Source organism: Amycolatopsis sp. NBC_00348 (genome assembly GCF_036114655.1).
Lineage (GTDB): Bacteria > Actinomycetota > Actinomycetes > Mycobacteriales > Pseudonocardiaceae > Amycolatopsis.
Genome location: NZ_CP107994.1, coordinates 7,623,816 through 7,636,398, shown reverse-complemented (window position 1 = coordinate 7,636,398; position 12,583 = coordinate 7,623,816). Strand labels below are relative to the sequence as shown.

Below are 12,583 nucleotides of genomic sequence, written 5' to 3'. Positions count from 1 at the left end.
CCTTTCGCTGACCCCATCCTATCACGGTCCGCCAGTGCCCACCTAGCGGGCCGGAGTCGTCCTCGCAGGTCAGCGGCCTGAGCGGGGGTTGACAAACGTCGGACCCCCGTGCTCACGCAGGTTACGGCGAAGGGTCCGTGCGACCATTGGGAATTCCTTTGTGGACGGTTGATCTTGAGGACAACGCGGACCGGTTCCGCGCTGGAGATCGCTCCGGGCTAGTCTTCGCGGGAACGAGGCCGTGAAAAGGGAAGGGACTGCGACGTGAGGCTGCAGAATCGTCGCGTGCTCGGTACGGGCGTGCTGGCGCTCGGTGCCGCGCTCGCGCTCGCCGGGTGCGGGGCCGGCCAGATCACCCAGACCGACACGCAGCAGCCCGCCGTCAACGGCACGCACGCCCAGGTCAAGACCATCGTGATGCGCGACGTGGCGGTCCAGTACCCGACGTCCGGCCCGGGCTACGCGGCCGGCGCGACCCCGGCGCTGACCCTGACGATCGTCAACCAGGGCGCCCAGGACGACTCGCTCGTCTCGGTGACGACCGAGGACGGCACGCAGGCGACCGTCGGCGGCTCGAAGGACATCGTCGCCGGGCACTCCCTGGTGATCGGCCCGGACGACGCGGTCGAGTCCACCAACCAGGTCGAGCCCACCTCCTCGGGCGCGCCGAGCTCCTCTTCGGAAGCGCCTACGGCGACCGGGACCAGCTCCGCGGGCACCGCTACCTCTTCCTCTTCCGCTGAGGCCCCTGCCACCAGTGCGACGCCGACCGCGGCCCCCGCGACCGTCGGCAAGGGCACTGTGACGCTCGCCGCGCTGAAGCAGCCCCTCTGGCCCGGTCAGACCGTGAAGGTCACGTTCGTCTTCAAGAACGCCGGACCGGTCACCGTCGAGCTGCCCGTGGCGGCGCCGGCGCACGACAAGGGGTAGGTCCCCGTTTTTGTCGGTGGGCGCCGATAGCCTCGCGGGGTGAAGAAAGGCGTCAACTACCGCTGCGCGAGCTGCGGCTACGAAGCGGCCAAGTGGCTGGGCCGGTGTCCGGAGTGCCAGGAGTGGGGCTCGTTCGCGGAACGCGGGGCCGCCGGGAAACCGGCGATCCAGCGCGTCGCGGCCGGTGCGCCGAGTGCGCCCGCGCGGCCGATCGGCGAAGTCGACGTCGAAACCGCCCGCGCTCGCCGCACCGGGGTGTCCGAGCTGGACCGCGTCCTCGGTGGCGGCCTGGTGCCGGGCGCGGTGGTGCTGCTCGCGGGTGAGCCGGGTGTCGGCAAGTCGACCCTGCTGCTCGAAGTCGCCTACCAATGGGCGAAAACGGTCGACCGCTCCCTGTACGTCACGGGCGAGGAGTCCGCGGGCCAGGTCCGGTTGCGCGCGGAGCGGACCGGCAACGTCCACGACCGGATGTTCCTCGCCGCCGAAAGCGATCTCTCGGCCATCCTCGGGCACGTCGACGACGTGAAGCCGGGCGTGCTGATCGTCGACTCGGTGCAGACGATGGCGTCCCCGCTGGTGGACGGTTCACCCGGTGGGGTGACCCAGGTCAAGGCGGTGACGTCCGGGCTGGTCGCGCTGGCCAAGGAGCGCGGGCTGCCGGTGGTGCTGGTGGGGCACGTCACGAAGGACGGCACGGTGGCCGGTCCGCGCGTGCTGGAGCACTTGGTGGACGTCGTGCTGCAGTTCGAGGGCGACAAGCACTCGACGCTGCGCATGGTCCGCGGCATCAAGAACCGATTCGGCGCGGCCGACGAGATCGGCTGCTTCGAGCTGGTGGAGGAAGGCATCGTCGGGGTGCCGGATCCGTCGGGGCTGTTCATCAGCCAGACGGCGGAGCCGGTCCCGGGCACGGCGATCACGGTCGCGATGGAGGGCAAGCGCCCGCTGCTGGGCGAGGTCCAGGCGCTGGTGTCGTCGACGTCGGCACCCCAGCCGAGGCGCGCGGTCAGCGGTCTCGACTCGGCGCGGGTCGCGATGGTGCTGGCGGTGCTGGAGAAGCGCGGCGGCCTGAAGCTCGCCGACAAGGACGTCTACGTCGCCACAGTCGGCGGCATGAAGATCACCGAACCGGGCATCGACCTGGCGCTGGTGCTGGCCCTGACGTCCTCGTTCGGCGACGTGGCGTTGTCGCCCCGGCTGGTGTCGGTGGGCGAAGTCGGGCTGGCGGGAGAGATCCGCCGCGTGCCGAGCGTCGGCCGCCGCCTCGCGGAGGCAGCGCGGTTGGGGTTCACGCACGCGCTGGTACCGCCGGACTCGGGCAAGCCCCCGGCCGGGATCCGGGTGCTGGAGGTGGCGAACGTAGCGGACGCACTGAACGCGGCAAGCCACGCCCGCTGACGGTGTCGGCTCGGCGGTGGTCGGATGGCTGGCGGTGTCGGCTTGGTGATGGCAGGCACGGCTGATGCCGCCGGTTCGGCGGGTGGCCGAGCTGTTGCTGCCCTTGGCTCGGTGGGTAGCCGGGCCACTGGCGTCGGGGGCGCCCGGCGGATGGTCTGCATCGCTGATGCCGCCGGACCGAGGGTGGGCAGGCGGATACCGGTCGCTGATGCCGCCGGCTTGGCGGGTGACTGGGCTGCAGATGCCGTCAACTTGGCGGGTGGCCGAGCTGCGGCTGCCGCGGGCTCGGCGCGTGACCGGGCTGCTGGTGCCGTGGCGCCGGAGGATGGCAGGCATCGCTGATGCCGCCGGCCCGAGGGTGGACCGCTGGCTGGGGTGAGCCGGGTCGTTCCCCGCTTGGTGTGGTGGCCGGGCGCCCCCAGGGCGCCCGGCCACCACAGGTCAGTGGTCGGTCTTGGTTATCGAGTACGTGTAGCTCTCCGCCATCGAGTTCTGCTCCTCCGCCGGCTGGTGGGGCGAGTGTGGCGGGAGAATCGTGGTCATGATCGGGACTCTGGGCTCGTTGGACGTCGACGAGTCCGGTGGGACCACCTCCGAACTCTGGATGCCCGGCCCGCCGATCGACTCCTTCAGCGGCAGCGTGTAGCCGATCAGCTGGGCCGTCGCCTGGTCGGCGATCAGGGTGCCGCCGTCCTTTGCCGTGAAGCCGATGCCTGTCCGGCCGTCCGGGGAGCGCATGCCCGGGGTGGTCACGATGCCTTCGACGCCGGCCAGTGCGCGCCAGAGCGCCACCCGCACGTCGCCGCGGGCCAGGCCCAGCTCCAGCGTTTTGCGCACCATCTGGACGACCGCTCCGGGGCTGCTCTCCTCGCCCCGGCGCACCGGGGTCCCCACGCCGGCCTGGGCGTTGGTCAGCTGCGCTCGCAGCGCCTGGACGTCCGCGGGCAGGCTCGTGACGAACAGCGCCGTCGGCGCGTCCCAGGAACCCTGGAAGTCGGGTCCGCCGTACATCCCGGGGAAGATCCCGCCGGCGCCGGTCGTGTCGGTGTTGTGCACCGGTACCGGTTCGAGGCGCGGTACGGGGACCTGCAGGCCGGTCGGGGTGTTCGTGAGCGTGGAGCGCAGGTGCCAGTCCCCGGCCGGGTCGGCGGGGATCCAGAGCCTGGCCTGCATCCCCACGTAGGTCTTCGGGTTCGCGCCCTTGTCGGCCTCCATCCACGACGACGACGTCGTGAGCCGGAACTCGCCGGGGCCGATCGGGAGGTCCACGCCACGCAGGTCGTCGAGTCCGGGCAACGTGGCGGCCGGTGCGATCGGGGTGGGGGCGGGGTCGCGGTTGGTCAGCTGCGTGGCGACGACCAGGCCGCCGGTGAGCGTGGCGACGGCGGCCGCCACCGCGATCCACCGCCACGCGCCGCGGGACTCCGACGGCGCGGGGGGTGCTTCGGGCTCAGCACCGGCCGCCGCCAGCAGCGAGGTGCGGGCAAACGTCAGATCACCGTCGCCGACGTCGTCGTGGAGGTCGGCCAGCGCCGCGTCCAGCTCGGCGTCGGACCAGATCTGCCGGATGTTGTCGTCGGTCATGGCACTACGCCTCCTTCACGGCGGTAGCGGCGGGAGCGGGGATGGCGGGAGTGGGGGCGGCGGTTCTCAGCCAGCGGCGGATCCGGTGCAGCCGGGAGCGCACCGTGCCCTGCGGGATGCCCAGGGCTTCGGCCACTTCGGCCGCGTCGAGCCCGGCCCACGAGACGAGCAGCAGCGTGTCGCGGTCGGCCGGGTTGAGCTTCGCCAGCGCGCCGGCCAGCTGGGCCGCGCGGGCCTGGGCGTCGACCCGCTCGGCGACGCGGCCGTCGTGCCCGGCGTGGCTGAGCTCGCCGGTGTGCGCCAGCCGCGCGGTCGCCTGCAGGCCACGCAGCTCGGACCGCACGTGGTGGCGCAGCAGGTTGGTCGCGATGCCGTAGAGCCACGAGCGCGCCGTGCCCAGCTCCGGCCGGTAGCTCTCCCGGCGCCGGAGCGCGACGAGGAACGTCTCGGCGACGAGGTCGTTGGCCGTTTCGGCGCCGGCCCGGCGGGCGAGGTAGCGCCGCAGCGGCCCGGCGTGGGCGTCGAAGAGCTTGGCGAACACCGGTGCCGGATCGGCCCCGCCCAGGTCGGGACGGTCCTGCCCCCAGACGTCGGCACCTTCTTGGATCACCTGCATGCCCCCTGTTGCCCGCAGGCGCCGCCGGCGTTCACGGCGAACCTACCTTCGTCGTGATCCGTTCAGGGACGGTACGAGACAACGGGCGTCTCTTGTCGCGATCATCCCTTTGTTCGGCGCTGGCCAACCGGCGTCAAAACTGGGGAAGGATCGTCATGCGCAGATTCCGTCTGGGGCTCGTCACGCTCATGGCCGTTTCCGGGCTCCTCACCGCGCCCGCGGTGGCCGGGGCCCAGAAGTACGTCGTGCCGGCGCCCGGGTTCGTCAACGCCATGGCCGCGCCCGCGCACGTCGACGGCGTCGAACGGGCCGAGGCCGTGCTGAACGTCCAGTACCAGGTCCAGAACACCGGCTACTGGTGCGGACCGGCCGCGACCCGGATCGCCATCTCGGCCCGGACGTCGAACGTGCCGAGCCAGGCCACGCTCGCCTCGCAGCTCGGCACGACCACCAACGGCACCGACTGGATCGGGCAGGTCACCGGCGTCCTCAACCAGGACCTCGGCACCAGCTGGTACGAGACGAAGGAGATGCCGAACGACCCGCCGACGCAGGCCCAGCGCGACCTGCTGTGGCGCGACATCGTCCTGGACGTCAACAACGGCTACGCGATCGTCGCGAACATCGTCGCCCCGGCGAACAACCACCCGCCGGGCTACCCGAACTACACGATCTACCACTACTTCACGGTGATCGGCTACGACAGCTCCGACATGACGGTCAAGATCGCCGACCCCGCCAGCTTCGGCGGCAACCAGATCTACTGGCTGACCTTCAACCAGCTCGCGACGCTCATCCCGCCGAAGGGCTACGCGGCCTGAGCCGTCCACTGTGGACTGAACCCGCTCACCAGATCGGGTGGTCGCTGAACCGCCGCAACGTCTGCATCGAGGGGCGCACGTAGAACATGCCCGCCAGGAAACCCATGGTGGCGAAGGCGAGGGTCGCGACCGTCGTGAGCAGGTCCGGGGCTCGCGCCGCGTGGGTTTCGTGCCAGACGTGGAACACGATCGGGACCGCGCACGCGCCGATGATGAGGATCAGCGTCAGCACGTAGGTGACCACGAACGCGTTGCGCGCCGACTGGGCGCTCGCGATCACGAGGTAGTCGCCGCGCAGGCACCGGCGGCACGTCAGCACCAGAACCGCCATCGCCAGCACCGCCAGCGGGGGCAGCACGGCCGCCGCTTTGCCCAGCAACGAGTCCGGGAACGCGTGGCCGTGGACGATGCCCTGCAGGAACGTGGTGAGGCCGAACAGCAGGACCGTGCCGACGATCATCGAGCAGCCGATGACGACCGATCCCGAGCGCACGCGCTCGGCGAACCGGGGCGGCAGCGGCACGTACTCGACCTGCCCGAACGTTCCTTGCACCGCATCACCTCCGAACGCCGTCAAGGCCACCTTACGGGCGCGAGACGCCTGCAAGGTGGCCTTGACGGCAGTTCGGACCGAAAGGGCTAACTGGTCGCCAGCAAGTTGGCGCACCGGATGAGCCCGATGTGCGAATACGCCTGCGGGTGGTTGCCCAGGGATCGTTCGGCGATCGGGTCGTACTGCTCCGGCAGCAGGCCCGTCGGGCCGGCCGCCGCCACGATCTGGTCGAACAGCTCCTGGGCCTCGTTGCGCCGCCCGGTGAGCAGGTACGCCTCGATCAGCCACGCCGCGCAGATGTGGAAGCCGCCCTCCCCGCCGGGGAGGCCGTCGTCGCGGCGGTAACGGTACACAGTGGACCCACTGCGCAGCTCCGCCTCGATCGCGGTCACCGTCTGCTGGAAGCGCTCGTCGGCCGGGTCGATCAGGCCGGTGAGCCCGACGAACAGCGACGCCGCGTCCAGGTCCGTGCCGTCGTAGGCCGTGGTGAACGCCTGGACCTCGTCGTTCCAGCCGTGCTCCAGCACGTCGGCGGCGATCGCGTCGCGCAACGGCGGCCACGCGCCCGGCACGTCCCGGCCGTACTGCGCACCGAGCTTGACCGCGCGGTCGATGGTCACCCAGCACATGACGCGCGAGTAGACCCGGTGGCGCGGCACGTGCCGCTCCTCCCAGATCCCGTGGTCCGGCTCGTTCCAGCGCCGCGTGACGGCTTCCGCCATCGCGCGCACCATCTGCCAGTCCTCGTCACGCAGATCGCCGCGCGCCGCGGCGAGCGTGCCGACCAGCTCGACGACCGGGCCGAAGACGTCCAGCTGCACCTGGTGGTTGGCCAGGTTGCCGACGCGCACCGGCCGCGAACCCGCGTACCCGGGCAGCGACTCGATGACGGCTTCGGCGCCGATGACGCTGCCCGCGAGCGTGTACAGCGGGTGGAGCCGCTCCGGGCCGGCCAGCGTCGCGAGCACGCCGTGGAGCCACTTGAGGTAGCCCTCGGCCTCCTCGATCGAGCCCAGGTGCACGAGCTCCCGCACGGTCATCGCCGCGTCGCGGATCCAGCAGTAGCGGTAGTCCCAGTTGCGGACGCCGCCGATCTCCTCCGGCAGCGACGACGTCGCCGCGGCCAGCACGCCACCGGTGTCGGTGTTGACCAGGCCGCGCAGGGTCAGCGCCGAGCGCAGCACCAGGTCGGTCTGCACCTTCGGCAGCTGCAGCTTCGACGTCCACTCGCTCCAGTACCGGCCCGCGCGGTCGCGTCGCTCCACTTCGGACAGTTCGTGCGGCCCGAGGTCCGGCGTGCCGCAGCGCAGCTCCAGTACGACCGGCTGGGTCGGCGTCGGCTGCACCAGCGCGGTGGCCGTGTCGTGCAGGCCGTCCGAGGTGATCGTCCACTCGACGCCCGGCGCGTAGAGCACGAACGGCTCCGACGTGCCGAGCACCTTGACGCCGCCCTCGGTGATCTCCAGGCTCACCGGCACGCCGCCGAACTCGGGGCGCGGCGCGAACGTCACGGCCGCGGCCGCCTCACCCGAGATGACGCGGACCAGGTCCGTCCGGTGCGGCGCGCTCTCCGGCTCGAGGTAGTCGGTGACGAGCAGGCGCGACCAGCGCGTCTCGACCGTCATCGTGTTCGGCAGGTAGCGCTGGCCGAGCGGGAGGCCGTTGCGGTGCGGCTTGATGGAGAAGTGGCCCGCGCCCTCGCCGCCGAGCAGGTCGGCGAACACCGCGGGCGCGTCCGGGCCCGGGTGGCACAGCCAGGTCAGCTTGGCGTCCGGCGTCAGGAGCGCGACCGAGCGCTCGTTGGCCAGCATCGACAGCCGCTCGATCGGCGGCGCCGACTCGCCGTACAGCCAGTTGCGCCGCTCCTCCAGCAGGAAGCCGAGGACCAGCGCGACGTCGACGGTGTCCGGCACGTGGTAGCCCGCCAGCGTCTCGCCGTCGCCGACCTTGATGCCCAGGTCGGGGCCGGAGAGCCGGGAGAAGGCCTTCTCGTCGGTGACGTCGTCGCCGAGGAAGATCGCCGCGGTCGCGCCCACCTGGTGGCGCAGGATGTCGAGCGCGTGGCCCTTGTCCGTCTGGACGACCGCGAGCTCCACCACCTCCTTGCCGTCGGTGGTCGAGACGCCGTCCCACTTCGACGGTCCGTTGTGGACGTCCGCGAGCACGCGGCGGCCGGCCTCGTGCTCGGCGCGGCGCACGTGCACCGCGATGCTGGCCGGCTTGACCTCCAGCGACACGCCCGGGACGTCGAGGACGAGTTGTTCGAGCTCGGTCTCGAGCCGTCGGTGCAGCTCACGCGCCTTGTCGTCCAGCGCGTGGATGAAACCGATGTCGAACTCCGACCCGTGGCTGCCGACGAGGTTCACCTCGGACGGCAGCCGCGACAGCGTGGCCAGGTCGCGCAGGGCCCGGCCCGAGATGACCGCGGTGGTCGTCTCGTGCAGACCGGCGAGCGATCTGAGGGCGCCAACGGACTCCGGCAGCGGCCGGGCCTCGTCCGGGTTGAGCGTGATGGGAGCCAGCGTGCCGTCGTAGTCGCAGGCGACCAGCAGTCGCGGAGTACGGGCGATCTGGACGATCGCTCGCCGCAGCTCGGCGGGCAGGGCCTCGGCAGTCAACACTCCTCCTCAGGAGCTCGTGCGTGGTCGTGTGGTCACTCGACCGCTTCGGCACCCAACGCCTGCAAGAACGAGCGCGCCCAACGGTCGACATCGTGAGTGAGAACCTGGCGACGCATGGCGCGCATCCGGCGACGGCCCTCAGCCGGGTCGAGCGTAATGGCAGCCACCAGAGCATCCTTCACCCCGTCCAGGTCGTGGGGGTTCACGAGGAATGCGCTAGAGAGTTCCGAGGCCGCGCCGGCGAACTCGCTGAGCACCAAGGCGCCGCCCAGATCGTGCCTCGTGGCGACGTACTCCTTGCAGACGAGGTTCATCCCGTCACGCAGCGGCGTCACGACCATGACGTCCGCGGCGGAGAAGAAGGCGGCCAGCTCGGTGCGGTCGACCGATTGGTGCAGGTAGTGCACGACCGGGTGACCGACGCGGGAGAACTCGCCGTTGATCCGGCCGACCATCTGCTCGATCTCGCCGCGCATCCGCTGGTAGTGCTCGACGCGCTCGCGGCTCGGCGTGGCCAGCTGCACGAACGTGACGTCGTCCGGCTGGAGTCGACCCTCGTGCAGCAGCTCGTGCAGCGCCTGCAGCCGCAGGTCGATGCCCTTGGTGTAGTCGAGGCGGTCGACGCCGAGCAGCACGGTCTTCGGGTTGCCGAGGTCGCGCCGCAGCTGCGCGGCCCGCTCCTGGACGCCCTTCGTGCGGGACAGCTGGTCGAGGCCGGCGGCGTCGATGGAGATGGGGAACGCGCCGACCCGCACGGTCCGGTCGCCGACCTGCATGGTGCCCGGCCGCGACCGGACGCCGACCGCGCCGCGCGTCGATTCCAGGCCGATCAGCTGGCGGCACAGCCACAGGAAGTTCTGCGCCCCGCCGGGGCGGTGGAAGCCGACGAGGTCCGCGCCGGTGAGGCCGCGGATGATCGCGGCGCGCCACGGCATCTGCATGAACAGCTCGACCGGCGGGAACGGGATGTGCAGGAAGAAGCCGATGCGCAGGTCCGGTCTCAGCTCGCGCAGCATCGCCGGCACCAGCTGCAGCTGGTAGTCCTGGATCCAGACCGTCGCGCCCGGCGCGGCGACCTCGGCGCTGGCCTGCGCGAACCGCTGGTTCACCTTCACGTAGCTGTTCCACCAGGCCCGGTCGAACACCGGGCGCTCGACGACGTCGTGGTAAAGCGGCCAGAGCGTCGCGTTGGAGAAGCCCTCGTAGTAGTCGCGGACCTCGTCGGCGCTCAGCGAGACGGGGTGCAGCACGAGGCCGTCGTCGTCGAACTCCTCGACGTCGACGTCGGGCACGCCCGGCCAGCCGACCCACGCGCCCTTGCGCGACCGGAGGAACGGCTCGAGCGCCGACACCAGCCCGCCCGGGCTGGCCGTCCAGCGGCGTTCTCCGTCGGTCGTGCGTTCGAGGTCCACCGGTAGCCGGTTCGCCACCACGACGAAATCCGCCTGGTTCGAGTTCTCCTTCGTCGCTTCAGTCACGTGCTCGCTCCTCGCGTCCCGGGTCGCGGCCCCAGAGTGAAACCCTATCGCGTGAGCGATGAACAGCCGGTGACCGTAGGGTTACTCCAAGCGCCGATCGGCCGGTTCGAGCGGACCGGCCATGCGTGGTCCGGCGAACCGGCGTTCGAGCCTGCCCAAGCCGGTGCGGACCGGCTGAGCGAGCCATTCGCCGAGTACCACGCCCGCTGCCAGCGCAAGCCCGATTGCGACCGCCGTCATGAGCGTCGAGATATTGCCGTTCGGCTCGACCCCGATTTGGTATAGACCACGATAGGTGGACAGGCCCGGGAGCAGGGGAGTGATCCCGGACACGGCGACGACGAGCGGCGTGACGCCCAGTCGTCGCGCGAGCACGCCACCGCAGAACCCGACCAGCGTCGCGGCGATCGCGGACGAGCTGACGCCGTCGAGCCGGATCACCGTGAGCCCGCCGTAGACGGTCGCGCCGATCGCGCCGGCGGCCATCGCGACCAGCATCGCGCGCATCTTGGAGTAGGACGCGAGCGCGAAGCAGGCCGAGGCCCCGGCCCCGCCGAGGATGACCAGCGGCAGGTGCTGCGGTGTGGAGGTGGGGACGTCGGGCAGCGGGGTGGGCGGCAGCCCGAGCATCACGGCGATCCGCAGGGCCAGCACGACCCCGGAGATCAGGCCGGCCGACATCAGCACCACTTCCATGGTGCGGCCGGCGGCGGTGACGTTGTAGCCGGTGATGGCGTCCTGCACCGCCGAGACCGTCGACAGCCCGGACAGCAGCACGGTCAGCGCGGCCGCGACGACGAGCGTCGGTTTGTCGGTGGTCAGGACGTGGGTCCGCATGATCGTCATCGCGGACAGCGTCGCGACCAGGCCGCCGATCACCTGCTGGAAGAAGAACGGCAGCGAGTAGCGGTTGACGAACCGCCCGATCCGGTCGATCACGCCGCTGATGACGAACGCGACGGCGGCGATGTCGGGCCCGCCGCCGAGCAGGATGGTGATGAACGCGGCGACCCCGCCCCAGGCGAGCGTCGCGACCCAGCGCGGGTACGGGTGCGGCGCCTGCGAGATCCGCTCCAGCTCGGTCTGCGCCTGCTCGGCGCCGAGGTGCCCGCGGACGATCCGGCGGATGAGCTTCTCGGTCTCGGTCAGCCGCGTGTAGTCGAGGCTGCGGCTGCGCACGACGCGCAGCGCGGTCACCGGCGCGAGGTCGGTGCCGCGGTGGCAGGTCACGGTGATCGACGTGAAGATGACGTCGACCTCGCAGTGCGGCAGCCCGAGCGCGGCGGTGACGGCGATGATCGTCGCGCTGACGTCCGAGGCGCCGGCCCCGCTGGCCATCTGCACCTCGCCGAGGCGCAGGGAGAGGTCGAGCACGAAGTTGACGGTGGCGTCATCGGGCAGCTGCGGCCCCATCGCCTCCTCGGCGTCGACCGCCGGGAACTCCCCGGTGGGCGCTTCGAGAACGTGCCAGGGACGGCGTCGCAACAGGTTCGGCCGGTGGGTGCGCGGTCTCTGCGCGGGCGGTTCCAGCAGGGGCCATCTGGTCGCCTTGCCCCCGTTGGTGCGCTCGTTGATCTTCATGATCCATCCACCTCCTCGCTCGTTCCCGAGGACCATCGACGCCCGTCCCCCGACCGTTGCACGGATCATGGAGTGGCGTCCACCACGTTCTGATCATCTTGTCCTGACCAGGGGATCTGCGCTCGTCGGACGGCTTTGGGCGAGGGCCGGCCGACGCCGTCGTCCCGATCTTCGAGACGGGCAGGCGGGGGTGGCTCCCCGGGGCGCGCGGCGGGGGCCCGGTAGACTGCGAGCGGCGCTGCGGCGCCAGGCCGCTATAGCTCAGCTGGTAGAGCATCTGTCTTGTAAACAGAAGGTCAGGGGTTCGAGCCCCCTTGGCGGCTCCTCTTGTTCCGCTCAGGTCCGGTCGTTTACGGCGAGACCCACACTCAGGCGGTGTCCGGCCGGTGGCGGCGGGCCAGAAGCTCTCTGCGACCGGCCGGCATACCGAAGCCCGGTCGATCGGTGCTGGGAACCGGGTGGCTCGCGGGCGGCTGTCCCAAGGCTTCCTTCGGGTATTTCGGATCGTCGAACAACAGGCGCAGCAGTGCGTCGATGCCCTGCGGGGTGAGCTCGTCCACGGGATAGCGGGGTACGCGGCGCAGATCGTAAGGGACGGTTTTGTCCTGCTCGCCCGGCAGCAAGATGATCAAGGTGCGCTCTTGGAAGGCGCGCTGATCCGCGTCGAACAAACCGTGCAGGGCGTCCGCCTCGCGGGTTACTCCGGCGCCTTCGTCCGGCGGATTGCGGCCTTCCCAACGTTCCCAATACGGCTCGTTGCCCACGATCAGGACGGTGACGTCTGGTCGGCTGATGACCGAAGCGCCGTAACGGGTCCAGTCCACCCCTCGGGTGGTGTAGTCGAAGATGTCGGCGATGACCTCGACGTGGTGGTGGCGTAGTAGATAGGCGAACTCGACGATCGACTCTTCCCAGCGCTGCGTCCGTTCCGGTGACCAGTCCCGGTGCGTGTGCGCCCAGCTGAGGAACACGATCGGAGCTTCGCTGTCCATCGTCGGATC

Annotated in this window: 10 protein-coding genes and 1 tRNA gene; 4 read left to right on the top strand and 7 right to left on the bottom strand. The window is 70.9% G+C overall.

The window, feature by feature from the left end:
• Window positions 1-264 precede the first annotated feature (264 nt).
• On the top strand, window positions 265-930 hold the full coding sequence (locus OHS58_RS33520) for a hypothetical protein (protein WP_328645153.1): 666 nt from the start codon (window positions 265-267) through the stop codon (window positions 928-930).
• Between the two features lie 39 nt (window positions 931-969).
• Entirely contained in the window at window positions 970-2,328 is a 1,359-nt protein-coding gene (radA, locus tag OHS58_RS33515; protein ID WP_328645152.1) for a DNA repair protein RadA, read from the top strand.
• Window positions 2,329-2,769: 441 nt separating this feature from the next.
• Here the strand turns inward: radA and OHS58_RS33510 are convergent, their stop codons facing one another.
• Both OHS58_RS33510 and OHS58_RS33505 read right to left on the bottom strand, forming a co-directional pair.
• Window positions 2,770-3,912 (bottom strand): CU044_5270 family protein, encoded by a 1,143-nt coding sequence (locus OHS58_RS33510; RefSeq protein ID WP_328645151.1) that lies wholly within the window; start codon window positions 3,910-3,912, stop codon window positions 2,770-2,772.
• Between the two features lie 4 nt (window positions 3,913-3,916).
• Complete coding sequence (locus OHS58_RS33505; protein WP_326944882.1) at window positions 3,917-4,528, bottom strand: RNA polymerase sigma factor; 612 nt, start codon at window positions 4,526-4,528, stop codon at window positions 3,917-3,919.
• A gap of 155 nt (window positions 4,529-4,683) precedes the next feature.
• Here OHS58_RS33505 and OHS58_RS33500 point away from each other — a divergent pair, with 155 nt between their 5' ends.
• A complete protein-coding gene (locus tag OHS58_RS33500; RefSeq protein ID WP_247058744.1) occupies window positions 4,684-5,349 on the top strand; it encodes a C39 family peptidase in 666 nt (221 codons plus the stop codon).
• A 25-nt stretch (window positions 5,350-5,374) separates the two neighbouring features.
• Here the strand turns inward: OHS58_RS33500 and OHS58_RS33495 are convergent, their stop codons facing one another.
• From OHS58_RS33495 to OHS58_RS33480, 4 genes are all read right to left on the bottom strand, one after another.
• Entirely contained in the window at window positions 5,375-5,902 is a 528-nt protein-coding gene (locus OHS58_RS33495; protein ID WP_328645150.1) for a hypothetical protein, read from the bottom strand.
• 86 nt (window positions 5,903-5,988) lie between these two features.
• Window positions 5,989-8,520, bottom strand: a complete 2,532-nt coding sequence (otsB, locus tag OHS58_RS33490) for a trehalose-phosphatase (RefSeq protein ID WP_442788272.1) — start codon at window positions 8,518-8,520, stop codon at window positions 5,989-5,991.
• Window positions 8,521-8,555: 35 nt separating this feature from the next.
• Complete coding sequence (locus tag OHS58_RS33485) at window positions 8,556-10,001, bottom strand: alpha,alpha-trehalose-phosphate synthase (UDP-forming) (protein ID WP_247058741.1); 1,446 nt, start codon at window positions 9,999-10,001, stop codon at window positions 8,556-8,558.
• Window positions 10,002-10,082: 81 nt separating this feature from the next.
• Window positions 10,083-11,582 carry a threonine/serine ThrE exporter family protein gene (locus tag OHS58_RS33480; RefSeq protein WP_326944878.1) on the bottom strand — a complete coding sequence of 500 codons (1,500 nt, stop codon included), beginning with the start codon at window positions 11,580-11,582 and terminating at the stop codon, window positions 10,083-10,085.
• A 250-nt stretch (window positions 11,583-11,832) separates the two neighbouring features.
• On the opposite strand from OHS58_RS33480, the gene OHS58_RS33475 reads away from it, so the two are divergent.
• Window positions 11,833-11,905, top strand: a tRNA-Thr gene (locus OHS58_RS33475).
• A gap of 45 nt (window positions 11,906-11,950) precedes the next feature.
• Here the strand turns inward: OHS58_RS33475 and OHS58_RS33470 are convergent.
• Complete coding sequence (locus OHS58_RS33470) at window positions 11,951-12,574, bottom strand: hypothetical protein (RefSeq protein WP_328645149.1); 624 nt, start codon at window positions 12,572-12,574, stop codon at window positions 11,951-11,953.
• Window positions 12,575-12,583: the final 9 nt, after the last annotated feature.